General features: G+C 61.2%; 18 protein-coding genes and 1 riboswitch. Of the genes, 9 read left to right on the top strand and 9 right to left on the bottom strand.

Features of this window, described 5'->3' with window-relative positions; translation table 11 throughout:
- Window positions 1–455: 455 nt before the first annotated feature.
- From QTI66_RS17510 to QTI66_RS17490, 5 genes are all read left to right on the top strand, one after another.
- Window positions 456–1,283 carry a transketolase gene (locus QTI66_RS17510; protein WP_286561501.1) on the top strand — a complete coding sequence of 276 codons (828 nt, stop codon included), beginning with the start codon at window positions 456–458 and terminating at the stop codon, window positions 1,281–1,283.
- Complete coding sequence (locus tag QTI66_RS17505; RefSeq protein WP_286561104.1) at window positions 1,280–2,191, top strand: transketolase family protein; 912 nt, start codon at window positions 1,280–1,282, stop codon at window positions 2,189–2,191. The genes QTI66_RS17510 and QTI66_RS17505 overlap by 4 nt, the downstream gene beginning before the upstream one ends.
- Window positions 2,188–4,275: an NAD-dependent epimerase/dehydratase family protein gene (locus QTI66_RS17500; protein WP_286561103.1), complete on the top strand. Its 2,088-nt coding sequence runs from the start codon at window positions 2,188–2,190 to the stop codon at window positions 4,273–4,275. The genes QTI66_RS17505 and QTI66_RS17500 overlap by 4 nt, the downstream gene beginning before the upstream one ends.
- 83 nt (window positions 4,276–4,358) lie before the next feature.
- Window positions 4,359–5,033 carry a class I SAM-dependent methyltransferase gene (locus QTI66_RS17495; protein ID WP_353506202.1) on the top strand — a complete coding sequence of 225 codons (675 nt, stop codon included), beginning with the start codon at window positions 4,359–4,361 and terminating at the stop codon, window positions 5,031–5,033.
- A complete protein-coding gene (locus QTI66_RS17490) occupies window positions 5,030–5,431 on the top strand; it encodes a GtrA family protein (protein ID WP_286561102.1) in 402 nt (133 codons plus the stop codon). Before QTI66_RS17495 ends, QTI66_RS17490 begins: the two co-directional genes overlap by 4 nt.
- Window position 5,432: 1 nt before the next feature.
- On the opposite strand, the gene QTI66_RS17485 is transcribed toward QTI66_RS17490, so the two are convergent.
- The 8 genes from QTI66_RS17485 to QTI66_RS17450 all read right to left on the bottom strand — a co-directional run bounded on the left by QTI66_RS17485 (window position 5,433) and on the right by QTI66_RS17450 (window position 16,975).
- Window positions 5,433–7,160 (bottom strand): ArnT family glycosyltransferase, encoded by a 1,728-nt coding sequence (locus tag QTI66_RS17485; protein ID WP_286561101.1) that lies wholly within the window; start codon window positions 7,158–7,160, stop codon window positions 5,433–5,435.
- Window positions 7,161–7,569: 409 nt separating this feature from the next.
- Window positions 7,570–7,794 (bottom strand): hypothetical protein, encoded by a 225-nt coding sequence (locus tag QTI66_RS17480; protein ID WP_286561100.1) that lies wholly within the window; start codon window positions 7,792–7,794, stop codon window positions 7,570–7,572.
- Window positions 7,795–8,173: 379 nt separating this feature from the next.
- Complete coding sequence (locus tag QTI66_RS17475) at window positions 8,174–11,278, bottom strand: type I restriction endonuclease subunit R (RefSeq protein WP_286561098.1); 3,105 nt, start codon at window positions 11,276–11,278, stop codon at window positions 8,174–8,176.
- A gap of 66 nt (window positions 11,279–11,344) precedes the next feature.
- Window positions 11,345–12,640 carry a restriction endonuclease subunit S gene (locus QTI66_RS17470; protein ID WP_286561097.1) on the bottom strand — a complete coding sequence of 432 codons (1,296 nt, stop codon included), beginning with the start codon at window positions 12,638–12,640 and terminating at the stop codon, window positions 11,345–11,347.
- Window positions 12,630–14,216 carry a type I restriction-modification system subunit M gene (locus QTI66_RS17465; protein ID WP_286561096.1) on the bottom strand — a complete coding sequence of 529 codons (1,587 nt, stop codon included), beginning with the start codon at window positions 14,214–14,216 and terminating at the stop codon, window positions 12,630–12,632. Before QTI66_RS17465 ends, QTI66_RS17470 begins: the two co-directional genes overlap by 11 nt.
- Window positions 14,217–14,267: 51 nt before the next feature.
- Window positions 14,268–14,969 (bottom strand): DUF6988 family protein, encoded by a 702-nt coding sequence (locus QTI66_RS40115; protein WP_286561094.1) that lies wholly within the window; start codon window positions 14,967–14,969, stop codon window positions 14,268–14,270.
- Between the two features lie 216 nt (window positions 14,970–15,185).
- Window positions 15,186–16,211 carry a DUF932 domain-containing protein gene (locus QTI66_RS17455; protein WP_286561093.1) on the bottom strand — a complete coding sequence of 342 codons (1,026 nt, stop codon included), beginning with the start codon at window positions 16,209–16,211 and terminating at the stop codon, window positions 15,186–15,188.
- A 536-nt stretch (window positions 16,212–16,747) separates the two neighbouring features.
- Window positions 16,748–16,975, bottom strand: coding sequence for a hypothetical protein (locus QTI66_RS17450; protein ID WP_286561092.1), 228 nt, complete (start codon window positions 16,973–16,975; stop codon window positions 16,748–16,750).
- Window positions 16,976–17,277: 302 nt separating this feature from the next.
- Window positions 17,278–17,383: riboswitch (SAM-I-IV-variant riboswitch) on the top strand.
- On the opposite strand from QTI66_RS17450, the gene QTI66_RS17445 reads away from it, so the two are divergent.
- From QTI66_RS17445 to QTI66_RS17430, 4 genes are all read left to right on the top strand, one after another.
- Entirely contained in the window at window positions 17,381–17,842 is a 462-nt protein-coding gene (locus QTI66_RS17445) for a DUF3293 domain-containing protein (RefSeq protein WP_286561499.1), read from the top strand. Its footprint overlaps the riboswitch before it by 3 nt.
- A 105-nt stretch (window positions 17,843–17,947) precedes the next feature.
- Window positions 17,948–19,129, top strand: coding sequence for a methionine adenosyltransferase (metK, locus tag QTI66_RS17440; RefSeq protein WP_286561498.1), 1,182 nt, complete (start codon window positions 17,948–17,950; stop codon window positions 19,127–19,129).
- Window positions 19,126–19,917, top strand: a complete 792-nt coding sequence (locus QTI66_RS17435) for an N-formylglutamate amidohydrolase (RefSeq protein WP_286561091.1) — start codon at window positions 19,126–19,128, stop codon at window positions 19,915–19,917. The genes metK and QTI66_RS17435 overlap by 4 nt, the downstream gene beginning before the upstream one ends.
- A gap of 803 nt (window positions 19,918–20,720) precedes the next feature.
- Entirely contained in the window at window positions 20,721–21,671 is a 951-nt protein-coding gene (locus QTI66_RS17430) for a hypothetical protein (protein ID WP_286561090.1), read from the top strand.
- Between the two features lie 73 nt (window positions 21,672–21,744).
- Here QTI66_RS17430 and QTI66_RS17425 read toward each other — a convergent pair whose 3' ends face one another.
- Complete coding sequence (locus tag QTI66_RS17425) at window positions 21,745–22,302, bottom strand: NACHT N-terminal Helical domain 1-containing protein (protein WP_444815014.1); 558 nt, start codon at window positions 22,300–22,302, stop codon at window positions 21,745–21,747.
- Window positions 22,303–22,709: the final 407 nt, after the last annotated feature.

The following is a 22,709-nucleotide window of genomic DNA, read 5'->3' as shown; positions in this document are numbered from 1 at the left end:
CGTGTCGTCTGACAGTGGGTCTCTTCGCACGTAGGCCTTGTCCTTCAAACATGCGCGCGTGAGTCCGCTTCTTGTTGCGACAACTGAATGCGCGCTCTTGAAACAAGGGCCTTGGAGAGGGTGAGAGAGGTCTTGTGTCTGTGTGGCGCACCACGCTGGTGATGACGCGCACCGACTTCTTCTTGCACTGGCGTTCGAAGCAACTTGCGACTGCTGATTCCTCACCTCGTGCTAATAGAGCAGTGCAGTCTGTAGCGTCTACACAAACCTGCATTGGCCTCGAAGCTCTCCGCACAACTGGCACACATCGTGCGTTGACGCTACGAACGCCTGGCTGACGACAAGGCCCCAGGTTGCATACGTTGGACGCAAGACTTCCGATGTGCCAACCGGAAGCCATCAAAGCCTCAACGTTGGCATGTTGATCTTTTTCTTCGGGCGCAGGCTCCTTCGGCCTGCGCCGCTTCGGCAGTCCACAGCAACTACGAAAGCAGAAACCCGTGATCACAGCATTCGAAGTCAACAAGGCGCGCCGACAACTTTTGAAAATGCATTTCGAAAGCGGCGTGGGTCATATCGGCGGCAATCTGTCATGCATCGACGCCATGATGGTTTCGTTCCACGACGTCCTGCGCAAGCAGGATCGCTTCGTGCTCTCCAAGGGTCACTCCGCCGGCGCGTTGTACACGGCGCTCTGGAGCATCGGGCGATTGAGCGACAAGGATCTGTCGATGTTCCACAAGGATGGAACCTTGCTGGCAGGCCATCCCCCCGCGTCCGGCATTCCGGACATCCTGTTCGCAACGGGCAGCCTCGGCCACGGCCTGTCGCTGGCCGCCGGCACTGCGCTGGCCATGCGATTCGACGGCTCCGACGGGCGCGTGGTCTGCCTGACTTCCGATGGCGAGTGGCAGGAAGGATCGACCTGGGAGGCCTTGGTCTTTGCGTCGCATCACAGGTTGTCGAATCTCTCGGTGCTGGTGGATCACAACGGCTTGCAGGGCTTTGGCTCCACGCATGAGGTGGCGTCCATGTTTCCGCTGTGGGAGCGCCTGAAGGGTTTCGACATCGACCTGCAGGTGATCGACGGGCACGATCTCGACGCCATTCGCGCGGCCTTGCAAACGCGTGGCACGCGCCCTTCTTTCATCATCCTGAAGACCAGCAAGGGCAAGGGTGTCAGCTTCCTCGAAGGTCGCATGGACTCGCACTACCTGCCCATCTCGGCGGAGCAGTTCGAACGGGCCATGGATGAATTGACGACTGAACTGGTGGCGACATGAGAACCCAGTTCTGCGATGCAATGGTCCAGCGCTCGACCAACGAGCGCATGATCTTTCTCACCGGCGACCTGGGCTTCATGGCGCTCGAACCGCTTCAGGCCGCGCTCGGCATTCGCTTCATCAACGCTGGCGTTGCCGAGCAGAACATGATCTCGGTGGCCGCCGGACTGGCGCGGCAGCGTTTCGATGTGTGGGCCTACAGCATCGCGCCCTTCTGCTATGCGCGGCCGTTCGAGCAGATTCGCAACGACGTCGCCTTCCACGGCCTGCCGGTCAAGCTCGTCGGCAACGGCGGGGGATACGGCTACGGCGTGATGGGGCCGACGCACCATGCCATCGAGGACTGCGCGGTGATGCTGTGCCTGCCGAACATGTCGGTGTATGTGCCCGTGTTCGACGAAGACGTCGGGTCCGCTGTCGAGCGCGCCGGCGCTGGCAAGGGCGCGTCCTATCTGCGGCTGGGCCGCGGTGAAAAGCCCAAGGATTACGTGATACCGCCGTACGCCGCGTGGCGCGAACTCTGCGAAGGCGGAAGCGACGCCGTGGTGATTGCGCTCGGGCCGCTGGCCGGCACCTACATCGGGGCGGTGGAGTCGCTGCCGTTCGATCGTCGTCCTCACCTGTGGGCCGTGTCGGAACTGCCGATCGCGAAGAATCCGATGCCGCAGGCGCTTGTCGCGCAGCTTGCCCATTCTTCCATTCTTTGCGTTGCAGAAGAGCACGTGCGGCGCGGCGGTCTCGGATCGGAACTCGCGTTCACGTTGGTGGACGGCGACCTGACGGCGGGGCGCTTCGTCCACCTCTACGCCAAGGCGCACCACTACGACCGCTACGGATCCCAAGGCTATCTCCGGCGCTCGTCCGGACTGGACGCGCAGAGTCTCTTGTCGGCGATTGGACAGGCATGAAATCGTTTGGCCACCCCGAGACGGAATACCCGAATGCCCAGCACGAGGCCGCGCCGGTCAGCGTGTTGCGCGAGCTGCATATTGCGCAGGAGAAAGCGGCTCCTGTGAGCATGCCCGCGAGTGCCGACCTCAAGGACCTGATCCGCGCGCTGCGCGGTCCGATCCTGGTGACGGGCGCCTCGGGCTTCATCGGCATCAATCTCTTTCGTGCGATTGCGGCCGAGCGCTCCGATGTCTTCGCAGCCGTGCGGCGTTCGAAGAACTGGCGCATGGCCGATGTGAAGGACGAACAGATCGTCGCGGCGGACCTGAACGACCCTGCAGCCACCAAGAATCTCGTCACCAGCCTGCGGCCGCAGACGATTTTCGACTGCGCCGCCTACGGCGCCTATTCGTTCGAGGAAGACGGAAGCCTGATCTACCAGACCAATTTTCAGTCGATCGTCAACCTGATCACGCTGGTGCAAGACATGCCCTTTGCGGCCTTCGTCCACGCCGGCAGTTCATCCGAGTACGGCACGAACTGCACGGCGCCTGCGGAAGACAGTCCCTGCGAGCCGAACAGCCACTATTCGGTTTCCAAGGTCGCCGTTGCCAGCTTCCTGCGCTACATGGGCAAGCAGAAGCGCTTCCCCTGCGCGAACCTGCGGCTGTATGCGGTGTACGGCCCGTACGAAGACACCTCGCGCTTGATGCCGACGCTGCTGCGCAAGGCGCTGGCCGGCCAGCTTCCGCCTTTCGTCGATGCGAGGACATCGCGCGACTTCATTCATGTGGACGACGTGGTGTCCGCGTTCGTGCGCACCGCGACATCCATGCGGCCCGGCATCTATGGCGAGAGCTTCAACATCGGAACCGGCGTCAGGACGACGATCGCTGAACTCGCATCGCAGACCAAAAAGCTGTTCGCGATCGACGAAGCGCCGCGGTTCGGCACCATGGAGGGCCGCGCATGGGACCTGGCTGACTGGTACGCCGACCCGCGCAAGGCGTTCGCACTGCTCGACTGGGCGCCGCGTGTTTCGCTCGCGGAAGGCATGCTGTCGACCGCGCAGTGGGTCAGGCAACTGAGCGACGTGGAGCATGCGGCCGCGACCAAGCGGGACCCGAACGCGCGCCGCAGAAGCGTCAGCGCGATCATCGCCTGCTACAAGGACGGCGAGGCGATACCGGTGATGTACCGGCGCCTGACCGACACCTTCAAGAAGCTGGACATCGACTACGAGATCATTTTCGTCAACGACTGCAGCCCCGACGCGAGTGCGCAAGTCATTCGCGAGTTGAGTGAAAACGACTCCCACGTGATCGGCATCTCGCACTCGCGCAACTTCGGCTCGCAGATGGCGTTTCGCAGCGGGATGGAACTTTGCACCAAGGACGGCGTGGTGCTCCTGGACGGCGACCTGCAGGACCCGCCGGAGCTGATCGAGAAGTTTTACGCGCAGTGGGAAGCGGGATGGGACGTGGTGTATGGACGAAGGGTGCAGCGCGAGATGCCCTTCGCCTGGGGCCTGATGTACAAGCTCTTCTACCGGGTCTTCGCGAAATTCAGCTACATACCGATCCCGCACGACGCCGGCGATTTTTCGCTGATGGACCGGCGCGTGATCGGCTGGCTGCTCAACTGCCCGGAGCGCGACCTCTTCGTGCGGGGCTTGCGCGCCTACGTCGGATTCCGGCAAACGGGAGTGGACTATGTTCGGCCCGAGCGCATGTTCGGGCACTCCACGAACAACCTGTTCAAGAACATCGAGTGGGCGAAGAAAGGCATCTTCTCGTTCAGCAACACACCACTCACGCTGCTGACCACGACGGGCATCATCGCGCTGATACTGTCGAGCTTCCTCGCGGTGGCGACCGTCATCCTGAAGCTGCTGTTTCCGACAATTGCCGCACAGGGCGCCACCACCTTGCAGATCCTGATCCTCATGTTCGGCTCCGCCAACCTCTTCGCGATCGGCCTGGTGGGCGAGTACGTCGCAAAGATCATCGCTGAAGTGAAGGGAAGGCCGAGGCTCATCCGCTCGGCGCTAATCCGCAACGGCAAGACGACAGAACTCCTTGCCGATGGCAAGGCGAGATAGCGGAGAGCATCCTGGCCGAAGCATTCAAGCCCATTGCCATCCGGCCGCCAAGCGAGGACCGGGGGCTCTTCGCGTTGCGGTGCGTGCTGGACCTGCAGTTCCTGACGACCTTCCGATTCCTCAGGCGGGAGTTGGTGGGACTGCGCGGCAGGGTGCTGGATGTTGGCGCGGGACTTTCGCCGTGGAGGGAAATGCTGCAAGACGCCGCGTATGTCGGCCTCGATGTCGAATCGGCTGACCGCGAATTCGGCATGTCGCGGCAGCGCGATGTCGTGTACTACGACGGCGCAAGAATGCCATTTGGCGACGGGAGCTTCGATCACATCCTGTGTTCCGAGGTGCTCGAGCACGTGCCTGACCCGGGCTACTTCATGTCCGAGCTGAGCCGGCTGCTGAAGACCGGCGGAACGCTGGTGCTCACCGTGCCGTGGTCGGCGCGGCTGCACCATCTGCCCAACGACTATCAGCGCTTCACGCGCTACGGCTTGGCAGCGCTGACAGAGCGCGCCGGCCTCGATGTCCAGCGCATCGAGGAGCGTGGCAATGACGTGGCGGTGGTCGCCAACAAGATCATCGTGATGCTGGTTCGCCTGGTTCGGCCGGCAGGCTGGCGTTCGGCGATCTGGTCGTGGCCGCTGGCACTGTTGCTCATGCCGGGCGCGATCGCGTTTCTGCTCGCGGCCCATCTGGCGCTGCACTTTGGCTGGGGATCGCGCGATGATCCGCTGGGCTACGGGCTGGTGGCCGTCAAGCGATGACGCATGCGACACGCACGCCGGCGCACGTTGTTCGCTTCCTGCGCTACCTGGCGGTCGGCGGGCTCAACACCGCGTTCGGGTTTGCCGTCTACGGTGCGCTGATCGTTGTCGGAGCGCCAATCTGGCTGGCGCTTCTGCTGGCCAATGTCGCGGGCATCGGATTCAATTTCTTCACGACCGGCACGCTGGTGTTTCGCGCATCGCTGCGCGGGCGTCTGGTGCGGTTCGTGGGGGCTTATGCGTGCATCTATGGCGTGAACCTGCTCTTGCTGGCCCTCGTCAGGCAGTGGGTGCAAGGGGAGATCCTGGCCCAGGCGCTGCTCGCGTTGCCGATGGCGGCGTTTGCTTATGTGCTCATCCATCGCTTCGTGTTCACCGACGCACCGGGAATGGCTTGATTCAGGGCGCGGCCTTCTTCAGCACCAGCACGTGCGCGGTCTCGCCGAGCAACCACCTGTCGTAGGCATGGCGCTTGATCTCGTCATAGCCGGCCATGGGTCCTGACGCGATGACGTAGGCGTCATTGACCACCCACCAGTAGCTCTTGCCGGGTGTGGGGACGTAGCCTGCGTCGTAGATGTACCAGCCGTTGAATTCATAGCCGCCGTCGATCTGCCGGGGGTCGATCTTGTCGCTGCGGACAAGCTCCTCGGTTGCCTGCCAGCGCGTCTTGCCCCATGCGACGTAGTCGTGCGTGGCGGCCACGGAGAACACTGCCATCGCCAGCATGCAGAACGCCGACGTGACAAGGCGAGCACCGCGCATGGCAGGTAGAGAAGCGCGGTCGGCGGAAAACAAGGCCACCATCAGCAGCGGCAGGAAGAACAGCAGATAGCGGTCAAAGATCGGGAAATGGCCGGCCGCATAGAGCAGCACCAGGAAGTAGGAGCCCGCAGTTCCCAGCAGGAATGAAAGAAGAGGGTTGTGCCACCACGCGGAGTGCTTCTGCGAATTTGCGCCGCGCGCAAAACGGGTGGCGAGAAAATAAAGCGCCACTGTCACCGCCATGACGGACAGGATGGTCATGGCCTGCCACGCGAGTTGCAGAACCCGGGGAATCACTGGCAGGTTGATCGACAGCAGGTAGGTGTCGCGCAAGGTCAGCGGCCCCAAACCAAAAGGCATCAGCACGTTGCCCAGGCTCGGGATCGTCTTGCCCGTCAGGAAGAGCAATGCAGTCAGTACGAGCCCGAAGATCCCGAGTGCGACGAACAGCTTTTTCTCGTAGCGTTCGAGCTCTGGCCGACGTGGCCTGAAACTGAAGAGCGCGGCCAGTGGAAGAAAGAAGAGCCCGAGGTAGCTCACGATCTTGGCGGACGTTCCAAGGGCGGCGACACCGTCGTGCCAGCTTGGCGCAAATTTGCTCACGTCCGAATGTGTGGCGGCCAAAGAGATCCGCCCCGTGTGCACCATCCAGTACTGATACCCAAGGTGCAGCGCCGCACCAAGGCCGACGACCACGAGTCCCTTGACGACGGATCGCATGCTGAACTTCTCCTGCACGACGTGGGCGACGGCGAAGCCGATCAAGAGGCAGATGCCGAGTTGCCGGATCAGGATGACCAGCATCGACACGCCAATGGCGATGAGCAGATGCTTGCTGGATTGGCGCCGGAAGCCGAGCACGAAGAAGTGGATGGCAACGATCGAGCATGCAACGAAGGGCACATCGGTCATGTAGGTGCTGGAGAGACCGAAATACAGCGGATTGACCAACAGCGCCAAGGTGCCGAACAGGGACCTCTTCCAGTCATCCGTGAGTGTTTCGAGGGTTCGAAACAACACGAGCGCGCCGATCAATCCAAGTACCGAGGTCGAGATGCGAAGGGCCTCGAACGAAAAGCCGAATGGCAGGCAGAAGAGCGCGCCCCAGAACACCTGGGGGCCGACGTTGGCGCTCGATGGGCTCGGGAAGTGATAAACGCCGCTCTCCAGCAGCGATTTCACGGCGAGGGAATACACCCAATCGTCATTGAGCGGATAGCTGCCCCACGGGTCGGAGATGACCAGCATCACCAGCCACAGCAGGACGATGCCGGAGTACGCAAGGATGGCCGGTCCGGCCGTGCGGGGAATGGACGGTGCGGTCGACAACCTCGGACTCGGCGACGTGGTGTGGTAGTTCATGAAAGTCCAAATGCTGGTGCGGAACCTTTGTGGCACGGCGCGAGCGTCTCGCCGTACAGGGTTCAGTGCACGGCACTTGCATCGCGGTCGAACTTGGCGAACTCAGAAACTGGCGGGCGGGAAGAAAAAAGTCGATTCAGGGCCTCGACTGCGGGGTGGAACCCAGGTCTTGCCGTATGCGCCTTGAAACACTTTCCGGATGCAAGATGTGCGCCCGTTGTCGTGGTCATTCGCACGCGAAATGTGCGTGCGCGCAAATTACGCCGATAGCCCCCTCGCGCGAGCGGTATCGACGAAGGCTTCATTTTCCAGTTCGCGCGTCACTGCGGCGCGGCCCTGGCTGAGTTCGGTTGGTTTGGGGGTGCTTTGGCGGCGGATTAGGCGCCGTGGCGGAGAGTGTGTCCGCCGTCTATGTATATTTCATGCGGGTTTCAAGGACTTCTCGAAGATTTTCCATCATCCCTACCATCGAAAAGCAAAACGCCTTCGTCTTCCCTCGCCCCCGGTCAAGACGGGGGGTTTTGGGGTTTCGGCTCAGCCTGCGGCGCATCCACTGCCTGAAGAATTTTGGCTCCTGACCAACCGGGCACGTGAGGCGCAGGTCGTACTCGCCGCGGTCCAGGATGTCCACCATGCGCTTCTCGTCGTCAGGCCGGTGGGAACGCTGATGGCCGGCGTCAGGCTCGCCTACCCCCGCATGGTTCGATAGCCATGTTCGACCGCGGCAAGTGCTTCTGGCAGCCACGACGAGAACGCCTCCGCGTCTTGCTTTGTGGCGTAAAGAACGAACCCGGCGGAGTCGAGGCGTCTGAATTCGGCCGGGGGAGCCTGCACTTGGCAGTTGACCCGTTGTAGCCAGTCGTCGCCCATAACGCACGGCATCCAAAAGTGGGGCCAGGAGTCCGAGTAATTTAGCTGGCCGGCCTCTCCTTGATACTCGAACGCTTTGTCTTCAAGGCAAGCAACAAGAACCTTCATGTCAACCCCCGGTCAAGTACTAGACGGCCGGCGCTTTACGCGGTCGCCCACTCGTCCGACAGCACTTCTGCTTGCTTCATCACCATGTCGATGGCGGCCGCCTCCATGTCAGGCGGGTACTTGTGGTTCGTAAGGATGTGCCGAACCTTCACCCGCATGGCTGCTCGCACGGAGTCACGTCTGGACCAGTCTACCGAGGCGCTTGCCTTTAGTTTTTTGGTCAACTCTTGGGCAATCAGCCTCAGGGTCGCGTCACCGAGTTCGCGGACGGAGGCTTCGTTGCGAGTGAGCGCGTCGTAGAAGGCCAACTCGTCGGTGTCCAGACCGAGTTCGGCGCCCCTGCTGGCTGCTTGGCGGAACTCCTTGGCCATTGCAATGAGCTCTTCGATGATTTGTGCCGTCTCAACTGCCCGTGCCTTGTAGCGGTTCAACGCCGCTTCGAGTAGGTCCGAGAACTTGTTCTTGGAGACGACGTTCGTCCGAAAGCGAGATCTGATTTCGTCGTTCAACAGGCGCTCGAGGAGTTCGACGGCTAGGTTCCGGTGTTCAAGATGCCGCACGTCGTCGAGGAAGGCATCCGAGAGGATGCTGATGTCGGGCTTCTGCAGGCCGGCCACCTCGAAAATGTCCAGCACCTCTTCAGACACCAGAGCGCCGGAGACAATCTGGCGCATGGCGTGCTCTTTAGCCTCGTCACTCAGCGCCTTGCGAGGGTCCGCCTTCGTGAGCACCGCTTTGACGGCTTGGAAGAAGGCGAGCTCCTCCAGGTAGGGTGCCGCCTCGTCAAGAGTGCACGATAGGGCAAACGCTTTCCCGGCCGCCACCGTGTGGTCGGCGAACAGACGGCGACCTTCCTTAGCCTTCTCCTTATGGGTCTGTTTCAGGATGTGGTCAACGGCCTTCGGCAGGACGCTGAGCGCCTTTGCGCGGAACTCTAAGTAGTCGCATCCGTGCAGCAACCCACGCAGAATGTCCATCTCGTCCAGAAATTTCGCGAAGGCTTCCGCGGCGTCCACAGTTGGTCTGCCTTTGCCCTTACTGGCCGTGTACTCCTTCAGTGCGAGCTTCAGCTCACCGGCGATACCGATGTAATCGACCACCAAGCCGCCGGGCTTGTCCTTGAACACCCGGTTTGCACGGGCGATGGCTTGCATCAAGTTGTGGCCCTTCATCGGCTTGTCCACGTACAGCGCGTTCACGACAGGTGCGTCAAAGCCGGTGAGCCACATGTCACGTACGATGACTAGCTGCAGAGGATCAGCTTCATCCTTGAATCGCTTCTCGAGGAGCTTGCGCGTGTCCTTGGAATACACGTGCTCACGGATGTGGGGCTTGTCGCTGGAGCTTCCGGTCATGACGATTTTGATGGCGCCCGTGGAGGGGTCGTCATCGTGCCAGTGCGGCCGCAGCTTGACGATTTCGTCGTAGAGCCGCACGCAGGCTTCCCGGCTCATGGCGACAACCATGGCCTTGCCGAACTCCACTTGTGCTCTTGCCCCAAAATGGCCAACCAAGTCCTTGGCGACCTTGGCGACCCGCGGCTGCGCGGCCACAATCTTCTCGAGCGCGGCCCACTTGCGGTAGCGCGCAGACGTCTCCAGCTCTTCTTCGTCCTCGGCGAGCTCCTCGACCTGCTCGTCGATGTGCGGAGTTTCTTCGGGCTTGAGGTCGAGCTTGACCAACCGGCTTTCGTAGTAAACGGGGACCGTAGCCCCATCCTTCACAGCCTGCTCGATGTCGTAGATGTGGACGTAGTCGCCGAACACAGCCCGGGTGTCGCGATCAGTGCTGCTGACCGGGGTCCCGGTGAAGGCCACAAAAGTTGCGCTCGGCAGCGCGTCGCGCATGTGCTTGGCATGCCCGTATCGGATAGCGCCATCCTTCTGACTGAGTTGTGCAGTCAGGCCGTATTGGCTGCGGTGCGCTTCGTCGCAGATGACCACAACGTTTTCGCGTGTGGTGAGCTGAGGAAATTTCTCCTCGCCGGCCTCCAGAGCAAACTTCTGGACCGTCGTGAAGATGACGCCGCCAGACGGCCGGCCGTTCAGGAGCTTCCGCAACTCATCCCGAGACTCAGCCTGGATGGGGGCTTCCCGGAGCAGTTCGGCATTTCGGGAGAACGTCTCGAAAAGTTGACCGTCAAGGTCATTGCGGTCCGTGACGATGACAAGTGTTGGGTTCTTCAGGGCGGGCTCCGTCAGCAGCACAGAGCCAGAGCACACCATCTCGATGGACTTGCCGGCGCCCTGCGTATGCCACACAACCCCGCCTTTGCGATTCCCGCCAGGTGCGGCGGCGCACACGACGCTCTCGGCTAGCGCCAGAACGGCATGGATTTGGTGGTACCCCGCAATCTTCTTGACTAGGGTGCCTTCGACCTCGAAGAGGATGAAGTTGCGCAAGTACCTGAGTAGCAGCCCCTTCTGGAATACGCCGCGAAGCAGTGTTTCAAGTTCTTGGCCAGGGCCGAAAGGGTCGAGGTTCACACCGTCAACAGTCCGCCAGGCCATGTACCGCTCTTTATTGGCGGTGAGCGAGCCCATGCGTGCGTTCGAGAAATCCGAGATGAGGCAGAACGCGTTGTGGTGGAAGACGGCGCGGATGTCCTTCTTGTAGTTCTGCATCTGGTCGTAAGCCTTCCAGATATCCGCGCTCTCGTCCGCCGGGTTCTTCAGTTCGATGACCACGAGAGGAAGGCCGTTCAGGAACACCACCAAGTCTGGCCGGCAGGTGTGCTTCGGTCCTTGGACGGTGAACTGATTAACCACGTACCAGTCGTTGTTCTCGGGGTTCTCGAAGTCCACCACTTGGACGATGGTGTCCTTCTGCTGACCATGGGCGGCATACGACACCCGTACCCCGTCAACTACGAGACGGTGGAACGCCCGGTTCGACTCGACCAAGTCCGGGTTGTCGAAGGCGGAAAGGATGGCGACGGCCTTCTTCATGGTCACCGCGGGCAGGCCCGGGTTGATTCGCTTGAGGGCCCCCAGCAGCCTGTCAGCAAGGACGACCTGCCGGTGGTCGTCCCGCTCGCCGCCTTCGCCGGTGATGTCCGGGCCATAGCCGTAGTCATAGCCGAGCTCTTGGAGCCAGCCAATGGCCGCTTCTTCGACTTCGCTCTCGGTGATTTTGGCCATGGGCGTAGGTAGGTGGGGCGCTAAGACCGTGCGAATGTAATCCAAGCCGGTCAGGGCACCGCCTCGTTAGGCAGCCAGAAGCTCCGCTACGGCCGCCTCCGCGATTGCTGGGGCCAGTTGCCCCGAGATGAGCCGGGGAAGAAGCGTGTCACGCAACTCCATCAGAGCTGCATGGGTGCGGCCATTCACAACTATGGCATCAAAGAGGGGCTTGGATCTTTCGTTGTACTCGCTCAAGGTTGCTTCGTCCGGCCACACCACCTTTACACCCTCGAACGTTGCTCTGGTGATGGTGTCGAACACGCCGCCGTGAGCTATTTGTCGGAGTTTGGTGATGAGGGCGAGTGTCTGGAAGTACACCCAGTACTCACCGGCTTTTCGCTTTGTGGAGAGGGCGTAGCAAGACTGGTTGATGGTCATCTTGCCTTCCACCATGCCTGTTTTCCCGACGGTTCCCCTAGCCGAAATGATCGTGGACCGCTGAGGAAGTAGCTTCGCAGCCGAATTCGCCAGGCCCGCTTCCGTGATGGTCTTCTCCGTGCGAAGAACGAACACTTGGCCAGGAGCTGGCGCGTCCGCAACTGAAAACCAAGGCACCGGGCCTCCCCAGTATGCCGGTACGGCCGTCTTCGGAGTACCACCGCTATGAATGTTCACAGTCTCGGAGAACGCGCAGACATCCCACCCGTGCGGCACGGGGCCCAGCTCGGTCTCGCCCAACGCGCAAGGGTATGCAGAAGGAACAGGTACTGGGGTGTCCTCGCTTTGAGTCAACAAAGGGTCAAAGTTAACGAACCACGACTCGAAGACCGCGCGCCCCACACTCTCCAAGGCGGCGTTCTGGTTCTCAAGGACCTCGAGCTGGTCGTCAATCGCGCGAAGAAGAGCCGCTGCACGCTCCTGCGCGGGCCGGGCTGGCAGGGGAAGCCGCAGGTTTTCGATGTACGGAATACGAAGGTTGCTGACCGTAGTGCCTTCGCCTTCGACCACAAGCATCTGCTTCTGCAGAACTGGGGACCGTAAGCTGTAGAACAAGAAGTCGGGATCAACCTTTTCAGGATCCGGTCGAATGAGCACCAGCCGCTGACCGAGGCAGCACTTCAAGCCCTTCGGAATCTGGCAAAGCTGGCCGATAGGAGCTTCGCGCGTCAGCACGATGTCCTTATAAGTTGGGATGGCCCGACGCACGCGCTGCTTGAAATGTGCTTCGTCGGTGAACGACGGTGCATCGAGATAGAGGCGGCCGTCTTTGATGTATTGGTTTCTGAGGACAACGACGCCACTGTCCATCCACTTCGGCGTGCTGTGCGGGCAGTCGGCAATCAGAGACGTGACGTTGGCGAGTTTGACTTCAGAGCTCATACCCAAGCTCCTTCAGGCTAGTCCGAACCTCATCGCGCAAGTCGTCACTTCGCCTGAATAGCCCCTTGAGCTCTCCAACAAGAGCATCCAGTCTCTCTTTGAAGCTCTCGTCGTCGTCATTTTCAGCGGCGTGCGAGCCCGTATACCGGCCAGGGGCAAGAACGTAACCGTGACCCCTTATTTCCTCCAGTGTGGCCGACTTGCAGAATCCGGGGACGTCCTGGTAGACCTGCATCTCATCCTCATCCTTGACCGAGATGCGGTCTGCATCTTCCCTCCAAAGATGGACAGCTTGAGCAATCTTTTGAACGTCTGCCTCCCCCAAGTCGCGGTTCACTCGTGATTTCATGAATCCAAGCTTCCGAGCATCTATAAACAGAACTTCTCCTGAGCGGTCCCGCCCGTTCTTAGTCTTGTCCTTGGCAAAAAACCAAAGGCAACAAGGAATCTGTGTGTTGAGGAAGAGCTGGCCGGGCAGCGCGACGATGCACTCCACGACGTCGTCCTCGACCATTTTTTGGCGAATCACATCCTCGCCACCGGCAGTGGTGGTCAGCGTGCCGTTGGCCATGACCACACCGGCTTGCCCCTTGCTGCTCAAGTGATGCAGCGCATGCTGCAGCCATGCGAAGTGGGCCGGCTTTGCAGGCGGAATACCATAGCTCCAGCGGGGGTCCTTCAACAACGACTCTCTCGGCCATTCGCTCTCTTTTCCGAACGGCGGGTTCATCAGGATGTAGTCCGCCTTTAGAGTGGGGTGCTTGTCGCTCGAGAACGTGTCCCCGTTCGCGTCGCCGAGGTTGAAGTCCAACCCACGAATGGCCAGGTTCATGGCGGCTAGCTTCCAGGTGTTGGGGTTGCGCTCCTGACCGTAGATTGAGACGTCGCTTGCTTTGCCGCCATGCAGAACGGTGAACTGCTTGGAGGAAACGAACATGCCGCCGGCGCCGCACGCCGGGTCGTAGATTTTTCCCTTGCGCGGGGCAAGGACCTCTACCAGAACCTTTACGATAGGCTTCGTGGTGTAGAACTCGCCGGCGTTCTTCCCCTCGGCACCAGCGAAGTTCCCCAAGAAGTACTCGTAAACATCGCCCAGAACGTCGCCGCCGTCTTTCCCGTCGAACTGCACGGTGGCGACTAGGTCAATGAGTGAGCCGAGCGTATTCGTCTCCAGCACCGTTTTCACGTAGACCTTAGGCAGCAGGTTGTCCAGCTTCGGGTTGTCCGCCTCAATGAGGCCCATGGCCTCGTCAAGCAGCATGGCGATCTTCGATTGCTTGGCGTTGGCTTGGATGAAGGCCCACCGGGCGCGTTCGGGCACCCAGAAGACGTTCTCCATGGTGTAGTAGTCCCGCTCCTCAAGGGCCACTGCGCGGGCCTTCTCGTTCTTTAGGAACAGATCGTTTGCCGGGTCGGCGAATGCGAGTTCCAACTCGGTCTGCCGGGCGACGAACGCTTCTGACACGTACTTCAAGAAAATGAGGCCCAAAACGGGGTACTTGTAGTCCGAGGGGTCTATAGAGCCGCGCAGCTTGTTGGCCGTGGCCCAGAGGGCATTCTTGAAGTCTTGATTCATATTTCTTTTCGATTGGCGGTGTCAAGGACGGATTGGGGGGCGGCCTCGACGCTAGTCTGTGGACCATATTCTGCCTTTCGGCGGGCGCGTACTGCCCGTGCGCAGTTCCGCCCTGCTGAAGTCGGCGGCATGCACGCGCCATGCTTTTCCCGGAGCAGGCGCATGCGGGGGACGAGGCCAGGGTCTTGGGCTGCGATGACTGCGGCATTCGCCACGTACAACACCATCAGGTTTCGATTCCAAACGACGGCAATCAATTTCTCGCTGGGGTACGACGGCATTAGAGCGTGCACGACTGCCTGCGAACCGATGTGCACAAATGAAATGCATCGCCTTGATCGTGGTAAGCAGGCGCGCGAACTCGGCAGCGAGGTTCGGAACCTCCCGCTTGATATGGGACAGCATGGTCGCGATACCCACCTTCGGTGCAGGCTCCTCGTGATCGGGTCCGTCAACGGGCGCGGTCAACTTTTCCAGCCATTCGTCATTGGCGCACTGGGCGGTCCAGACGGCCCGCACCACGGCCTCGACGTGCAGCCTGCGCAAAGCCAGTGCCGTGCCAGTCAATCCGGCGCTTATCAGCACGCGCTGGCTCAACGCATGCTCGAAGGCGGCGCCGCACAGCGCCGTGGCGATGATGCCGCGCTTCGATCGTGGCTGGCACTTGCCGAGCAGCTTGCCCATGTCTTCGTCCAGCGCCTCGCTGGCTTCCAGCAATTCGGCAAGGCGGGTATCGCCGTCGTGCTTTCTCAACTTCGTGCTTTCTTAACTTCGTGCTTCCTTTGCCGGAGACTCGACCTGACGCGCATGCGCACGCTGGGGAAGGCCGTCCGCAGGCGCTTCGAGGCAGCCGCAAGACACCCCCTCAAGCCAACGAACACGTCTCCCGAAATCGCGCTCCAATGCACGAAGTGAAAAAAGAGCCCTTGTCGGGCGAGCACGTCTCGCTTTGGAGGGTCCCGCAGCCAATTAGGCCAGCTTTGCCTCCAGCAAGATGCGCTTAAGGGCATCGGTCTTGATCCGATCCCCGGTGCCGAACAGAGTGTTCGCGTAGCGGTCGCCGTCGAATTCACTGAAATGATCGACCCAAGCTGTGATGGAGTTCAAGCCACCCCACCAGTTCTTTTCGGCCGGCGGAATGACGATTCTCGAAGCGCACTCGACCGTGCGCCCATTCAAGTGAAGGTCCATGATCTGCTGGCGTTTTTCCGCGGCGTTGGCGACACGGGAGTCATGCCCGCGCGCCACCGCGGCACTGGTGTTCGCAGTTGCCGGCCGGGTAGGCTCGGGTATGAGCTTCTTTAGAAAGGCAATGAAAGCGTCGTCCGTGCATTTGGCATCAATCAGCTTAGCCATCGATGCCTCAGCTTCGCTTTGCTGAAGGAGCACGGCCTTGAAGAAGGCTTCGGCCTCTGCTTTCAACACTTCGTGGCTCCCACTGTGGCTCCGTCGGAAAACGTGTGCTTGATCTCGCTTTCTAAGGGCAATCGTCAAAGTGTTGTTGCAAACCACCCGTACCGTTGTCAAACGAATGTCAATTGGCAACGTCCCGTCATGGCTGTTGCTAAACAGGAGGTAGGTATCGAGCTTGTCCTCGCCAGGCAAAACGATGCCCTGCGGCAGCTTCGCCAACAGCCAGACCACCTCGCCCTTTTTTAGGTAGCCGCCCGTGTGATACACCCGTTCGCCCTTACCGAACAGTGAATCGAACAGTTCTGCACCTTCGCGATTCTGCAGAACCTTGAAGTCTGGATGGACAACGCCTAGGACTCGGCCGGCCAGACCGGAAGGCACGTCGTTACGCACGATTGCTTTTCGTTGCGGCGCGTCGGACTGGTGCTCGTCCTGGAGCACCAAGGGGTGCATGCTGACTGTCCAGTCGAGGCCGCCGGCAGCCAGCGCCTCCTCAAGATTTGCCGGCTTGGTTAGCTTTGTCCCGAGTGTGTGCCATGGCCTTTCGCCGAAATAGAACATTTGACCGATGTTGTGCGCCATTTCAATCTCCTCTGGGTTTGTGTCCCTGTCGCCTTCAAAAACATGTCCTGGGCAGGCAGACCCTTCCTCGACGCGGAGCCAAGACCACGATGGCTGAGAAGAGTCATCATCGTCTTGTCAACTATTGCGCAGAGCATCCTTTGGGCCGAGGCTGAGGCTTCTCAATAGAAACCCTTGCCGAATTGATGTAATCAGGCAAGCAATGGGAACTTTTCCGCAGTTGTTGGCGTTTGCAACCAGCGCCCTCTGGACGGCGACCTCCATTTCGTCCCGCGAAGAGGCGCAGTTCGCGAAGAACTATGTCCGTGCGGGCTTCAGCTTTTTGTTGCTTGTCGCGAACAAAACTTGGTCAACCCAAGTCTTGCGGACTCGTGGCGCGCAAAGCGCCTCTGGAGGACGAGGCTTGTCAACGGCCCGTGGGATTCGGCGCTTCGGGCCAGCGACGCAAGGGACGCCGCGACTTGTACACCCATTCATCGGCTATGCGGCCCTTGGCGACGGACATCGCAAACCGCTAGATTCAGGCGGCCCTGTTCTCACAGAAGATACAGCATTCCGAACTCCTCGATGATGTCGACGCCCCCAGCCTTGCGTTCCTGACTAAGGGAGAACGGCGCCGCCTGGAGGAGGCAATTGCCGAAGAGCGGTTGGAAGCAAACGAATCGAACGGGATGAGCTGCATCGCGCATTGCTCGATCAAGGGCGATGCTGGAGCTGTTCTGGAGTTCGAGGGAGACATCGAGGACGACGGGGCCTGCATCCATCTACGGACGCCATACGACAAGCGCGCCAAACGATTCACAGACCTCTCTCGTTGCCTCACGTCTGAAAACCAATGCTGAACTGGCCAGCGCCTTCATCGCCGCCTTCCGGCGCGAGGGATGGAAGGTGAGCCAGAACGAGCCATTCGCTGGCGCCCTGTGCACTGCAGACGTTCACCGGCGGACCTCCAGCGAAGTGCCGGTCCCGCCCTCGTCGCGATCACTTACCGGTGGTAGGTTGCAGCAACGGACCTTTTCAGGCCCGCAAGGAAAGCGTTAACGCTGAGAAGAATCCCGCTATACTTTTCGTACATTTTGATTTGGGCCGACGCCCATGCCAACCTGCCTCCCCGGGCAAGGTGGATCGCGAAAGCGGATGTGGCTCCCTGGTGAGCAACGAAGCGGGTGATGCGTCGGCCCTCCTTGAACGGAGGGCTTTTTTTGTTTTTTGACACGACCATCGATCCCGGCACGATCCGGGCTTATCGCGAAACTGAGTACCGCGTGCTCGGCGACACCCCGGCGACCTTGAATGTTGACGCCGCCTGTGTCGACCTTGCTGCCATTCACGAAGCGCATCGCGTCGATTGCAGTGCCTTCATCACGGCCTGCAACCCTTTCAGCGAACCATTGGGTGAGACGGCCAACGCGCAGCGCCAGTCCGCCTTCGCCCGCGAGTTGGCTCGACGCGGCCTTGCTTTTATCAACGCCATCGGCCAGCACCCGGTCGGCGACTGGCCCGGCGAGGCCAGCTTCCTGGTGCTCGGCCTTCAGCTTGACGCGGCCAGGTTGCTCGGGACGCAGCATGGGCAGAACGCGATCGTCTGGAGCGGTCCGGACGCGGTCCCGCGGCTGATTCTCTTGCGATGATTTACCTGGGCGGGTCGGCCCACCATGAAGGTGAAAGACCGGGGGGATTTGATCCAGATTGCCGCCCCCGACACATCGTCAAACGCGGCTAAACAGGAGATCGACATGCCGATTCGCCATGGCCCTTTCTCTTCGGAGTCCGTGTCCGAGGGCCACCCCGACAAGCTCGCCGACCGGATCTCGGACCGCATCCTCGATGCATTCCTTGAACGCGATCCGCACGCGCGCGTGGCCTGCGAAACGCTGCTGGCCAACCAATGCGTCATCGTGGCCGGCGAGTTCAAGATCAGGCGTCAGGAAGACTATGTGGCAGTGCGTGAGGGCGCAGCCGGTCTGGTGCGGCAAGTCCTTCGCGACGCTGGCTACCGCAGCAGCTCGAACGGGATCGATCCCGATGCGTGCGAAATCCAGATCCGCTTCAACGCCCAGTCGCAGGACATCAGCCAGGGCGTGGACCGCGCGGACGGTCTCCTCGGTGCGGGCGACCAGGGCCTGATGTTCGGCTACGCGTGCGACGAGACACCGGAGTTGATGCCCGCACCGATCGTCTATGCCCATCGCCTCGTTCGAAGGCAGGCCGCACTGCGCAGGAGCGGCGCGCTGCCGTGGCTTCAACCTGACGCCAAATCGCAGGTGACGTTCGAATACAAAGATGGTCGACCCACCCAGGTCAAGACCGTGGTGCTCTCCACGCAGCACGATGCAGTGGTTGATCTCCAGGCGCTTCGGGACGCCGTGCTGCGCGAGATCATCGACCCGGTCATCCCCCAGAGCCTGCGCGCTTCCGACTTCCGCACGCTGATCAATCCGACGGGGCGCTTCGTGACCGGCGGACCCAAGGGTGATGCCGGGCTGACCGGGCGCAAGATCATCGTTGACACCTACGGTGGCGCAGCGCCACACGGAGGTGGCGCGTTTTCCGGCAAGGACCCTTCCAAGGTCGACCGCTCGGCAGCCTACATGGCCCGGTTCCTTGCCAGGCAGGTCGTCGCCCGGGGATGGTCGGGCCGGTGCCTGGTGCAACTTGCCTATGCGATCGGCGTCGCTGAGCCGGTGAGCTTTCTTGTGGAGGCGGAAGGCGCCACCAGGGCACGCAACGCCGAGATCGCTGCCAGCCTGCACGAGGAGTTCGACCTCACGCCCGCCGGGATCGTTCGCGAGCTCGCGTTGCTGAGGCCGATCTACTTTGAGACCGCTGCCTACGGGCACTTCGGGCGCGACGACCTGGATCTTCCCTGGGAGGCGACGCCGGGGCTGAAAGGGGCGCCGGAGCGGACGATCGCATGACCTATCCGTCCTGGGTGGTACTGCACGTGCCGCACGATTCAACCGACGTGCCCCACGCGGTGCGCGAGCAGTTCCTGCTCAATGACGAGCAGCTGGCCATTGAGCTCAACCGGATGACGGATCACCGCACTCGTGCACTCTTCGTCGATCAGAGCTCGGACGCGGCGACGGTGCGCGCGCCGGTCAGCCGCCTCGTGGTCGATGTGGAACGCTTTGCAAGCGACGACGACGAACCCATGGCTGCCCGGGGCATGGGTGCTGTCTATACCCTGACCTCGGGCCTGGCGCCGCTGCGTCGCGAATTGAGCAGCGACGAGCGCGAAGCCCTGATGCAGGCGTACTACTTTCCGCACCACGTGCGCCTTGAAGCTGCGGTTGCGGCCAGCGTCGAGCGGCATGGCCGCTGCCTCGTGCTCGGCGCCCACAGCTTTCCGGACAGGCCATTGCCTTACGAGCGGGCCGCTGCGGACGCGGAAAGACCGGACATCTGCATCGGGACCGATTCGTTTCACACGAGCGAAGCATTGGCGCGAGCCTTCGTGACCGCGTTTCGGCGGGCGGGCTGGCGAGTCGCGGTCAATGAACCGTTCGCCGGCGCGCTGGTGCCCAGTGATCGCTTCGGGCGCGACCGTCGCGTCGCTGCCGTGATGGTGGAAATCAATCGACGGCTTTACCTGAAGGCAGGTGGCGCGGAGGTATTGCCGGAGTTCGCCGCCATCGCCCGGCAGGTCAGGCAGTGCTGCGACTTGGCAATTGCCTCCTATGCCCTCTTGGACGCGCGACGGTGACAAGCACACCGAATCAGCAGACGAAAGTGGGCGCACTGCCGAAACGATCGCGCGACGCAATGGTCATGTACTCCAAGCGAGCAGGACCCTTCGCGTGCGGCTTTCGTACGCGAGACGACGGACCAGCACAGCCTTGCTCGATGAGATACTGGGCCGGGATGCGCGGACCTTCAGTGTTGAAGGAGACCACCCGCGGTACTCCCTCCCCGAGCGCACCGCCGACGCCAGTGAAGACGACCTTGACACTCAGGCAGAAGTCGGATGGTCCACCATGACCAACACGCCGCGAGCGAGGCCAATATGAATAGTACCTTCCGATACTCCACGCTGGCCTTAGCGCCCGCCCTCGGCCCTTTCGCAAGTGCATTGCGATGCGCTCATCAAGTTCCGATGCTTTGATTTCGACCCTCGACGTCGACCGCGGAACGGTCGAAGTAGTTTTTGGGATTCACCGCCTTCGCACGCCAGCGGTAGTGCACGGCGAGCTCCCTCGCTCGCCTTCTCCAATTCGAAGGGCTCGATTGCTGCAAGGATGACTGCTTCCGCCATCTCGTCGTTTGCCTGCCCGGAGCTACATGTAGCCGGCAAGCGCGCGAGAAAGGCGCGCTGTGCGCCATCGAGGCGACTCCACACTCAACAAACCACAAGAGACTCGTTCTCAGCGGGGGCGCACTCATCGAAGCGCGCCACATGCAGCTCAAATGCGCCACTGCGAGCATTACTGCTCAGTTTCGACGTTTGCACCAATGTTTTGAAACCTACATCGACCTAGACTGCGCGCCAATAGTTTAGTTGGAGACTCGATGAACTGGTTCAAGAAGGCTGATCCGAACCCACTTGGCGTGCCGCTCAGCGATCTGCTGCTCATGCTGGAACCTACGTCGATCAAGGCAAGCTTGAGCGGCAATACTCTAATCGCCCGCCATGAGCACTATTCGGTTCGAATCGAGGTGGTGCCCCCCGAAAACCGGGAGTCGGAGAACGGGCCGATTCGCGCAGTGGTGCGCATGGTCACCGAGTTGCCCAAGCCGATCATGATCCTGTTCGAAGGCAAGGAGGCCGGGGCGACAGCGGCCTACAACGGTTTCGCTGCGCTCGGATCCCTGTGTACAGAAGGCGGCAAGATCTGCATCGGCTCGAGATTGACGATCTACGAGGACGAGGATGCGTGGCGCACGCTGCACCTGCCGCTTCTGATGTTTACCACGACCTGTGGTGCCGAAGCCATCCTGGGCGCGCTGCGACGGACCATGACGAACGAAGGACCACGCGAGGGCACCTCGAAGTGGACCGAAGGTGACTTCGAGCAAGTCGAGGGGTATCTCTCAAGGATGTGCCTGTGCACCACCGGAGGGTTGGGCCTTACGGCCGAGTTTGGCCTAAAGGAAGGCGCGGTGAGCGCCGCAGCCGGTGACCATAAGACGGCCTTGTTGCAGCTGATGGCCGATCAACCGCACCCTGAGCTGGGCGCTGGGTTGTTCTGCCTGCTGCAGATGCCGCACCAATTGCGCGATGAGGACCGCCTAAACCAGGTGTGCCTGCAGCTCAACAACATGGAAATGGCGGCCCATGACCTGCCGCCGTACTTTGGCGCCTGGTGTCCGGGAAAGCTGGGCAACAACCCGGCGTACATCAGCTTCCTCCCGAACGCGCTGCATTCGGTCTCGGGTATTGCCGTCAACTCCGCTTTCTGGGCGATGAACCGAGCGCAGTGGGCCGACGCCATGCTCGCGTCACTTGGCGTGCGGGCATGAGCTAGGAAGCGGCATGCCCCAGCCCCCTCGCTCGGCAGGGCGGCTGACGCACCGCCCGACTTGGAGATCCACGTCAAGGCAGTTTGCCTGCCAGTGAAACAACGTAGGCGCAGGATTCGCCCAGGACTAGTTCGGCCAGTCGCGCACAGTCTCCTCCTAAGCGAAGAAAGTGGGGGCGCGCAAGCACGTTTGCTGCGTTCAACAACCGCGCAGCGTCAAGGTCGCCGCGGGCAATCTCGTCGGCCAAGTCGAGTGAATCGAAGACCGACTTGACGGCCAGCACTGCGGCGACGCGATCGTTGTCGGATAGGCCGCCAAATTCGATATCGATCGTCTCGGAAAGCCGTTTGGCGACCTCGTCCTGCAATCCCTCGAAGAGTTGCTGAGCCGCACGCCTCGTACTGAAGTCCTCGATCTTTTTCTTCAGCACGTCGATCGTGCCGGTCGCGGCGGCTTCGGCCATCGCATTGTCCTTGAGCCAAGCTTGGCTACGGCCTTCATCATTGCTGTGCCAAGGCCCACCGTCAGCGCCTCTATCAAGCCCAACGGAAGTCCTCCTTCGCTTCGACCTCAAAGTGTTGTTCGCGAACGCTCCAGTGCAACCTGTGTTGGGAAAATGCGGCGGCGCCACCTGAGTCAGCCAGCAAATACCACAGGCCCGAACACGATCTAGTACATCACCCTAGCTCGGTGAGGGCAAGGGGGTGAGGCGCCGCCGAATTTCGACGGCGCTTGGACTTGCGGCGCCGTCACGCTACGACTTGCACGCGCCCTCGCCCTGCCCTATGCACGCTCCAGCCCCTTCAGGTACGCTGATCGCGGCGACGGGGTCATCGACGTTGTCCTCTGCGGCACTGCGGTGCAGTTCCTCGGCGATGCGCAAGCCGGTTGCGATCTCCTGCTTCTGCACCTGTGCTTCGTCGGCTCGTGGACCTGGCCGACCTTGAAGGCCGGCTCGAAGACCGCCCCAAGCGCATCAAGGGCGAGCTGTTCGCCTTCGACAACATCGACGTGGCCCCACTGCTGGACGAGCTGGCG

The sequence above is a fragment of the Variovorax brevis genome (assembly GCF_030317105.1).
Lineage (GTDB): Bacteria > Pseudomonadota > Gammaproteobacteria > Burkholderiales > Burkholderiaceae_C > Variovorax > Variovorax brevis.
The sequence above is the reverse complement of the archived record's forward strand: the minus strand, read 5'-3'. Positions and strand labels throughout refer to the sequence as shown.

What these genes read in the sequence shown, in the direction of transcription:
- QTI66_RS17505 (WP_286561104.1), top strand. Translation starts at nt 1,280, where the DNA reads ATGAGAACCCAGTTCTGCGATGCAATGGTCCAGCGCTCGACCAACGAG.
- QTI66_RS17500 (WP_286561103.1), top strand. Translation starts at nt 2,188, where the DNA reads ATGAAATCGTTTGGCCACCCCGAGACGGAATACCCGAATGCCCAGCAC.
- QTI66_RS17490 (WP_286561102.1), top strand. Translation starts at nt 5,030, where the DNA reads ATGACGCATGCGACACGCACGCCGGCGCACGTTGTTCGCTTCCTGCGC.
- QTI66_RS17485 (WP_286561101.1), bottom strand. Translation starts at nt 7,160, where the DNA reads ATGAACTACCACACCACGTCGCCGAGTCCGAGGTTGTCGACCGCACCG.
- QTI66_RS17480 (WP_286561100.1), bottom strand. Translation starts at nt 7,794, where the DNA reads ATGGTGGACATCCTGGACCGCGGCGAGTACGACCTGCGCCTCACGTGC.
- QTI66_RS17475 (WP_286561098.1), bottom strand. Translation starts at nt 11,278, where the DNA reads ATGGCCAAAATCACCGAGAGCGAAGTCGAAGAAGCGGCCATTGGCTGG.
- QTI66_RS17470 (WP_286561097.1), bottom strand. Translation starts at nt 12,640, where the DNA reads ATGAGCTCTGAAGTCAAACTCGCCAACGTCACGTCTCTGATTGCCGAC.
- QTI66_RS17465 (WP_286561096.1), bottom strand. Translation starts at nt 14,216, where the DNA reads ATGAATCAAGACTTCAAGAATGCCCTCTGGGCCACGGCCAACAAGCTG.
- QTI66_RS17455 (WP_286561093.1), bottom strand. Translation starts at nt 16,211, where the DNA reads ATGGCGCACAACATCGGTCAAATGTTCTATTTCGGCGAAAGGCCATGG.
- QTI66_RS17450 (WP_286561092.1), bottom strand. Translation starts at nt 16,975, where the DNA reads ATGGATGCAGGCCCCGTCGTCCTCGATGTCTCCCTCGAACTCCAGAAC.
- QTI66_RS17445 (WP_286561499.1), top strand. Translation starts at nt 17,381, where the DNA reads ATGCGTCGGCCCTCCTTGAACGGAGGGCTTTTTTTGTTTTTTGACACG.
- metK (WP_286561498.1), top strand. Translation starts at nt 17,948, where the DNA reads ATGCCGATTCGCCATGGCCCTTTCTCTTCGGAGTCCGTGTCCGAGGGC.
- QTI66_RS17435 (WP_286561091.1), top strand. Translation starts at nt 19,126, where the DNA reads ATGACCTATCCGTCCTGGGTGGTACTGCACGTGCCGCACGATTCAACC.
- QTI66_RS17430 (WP_286561090.1), top strand. Translation starts at nt 20,721, where the DNA reads ATGAACTGGTTCAAGAAGGCTGATCCGAACCCACTTGGCGTGCCGCTC.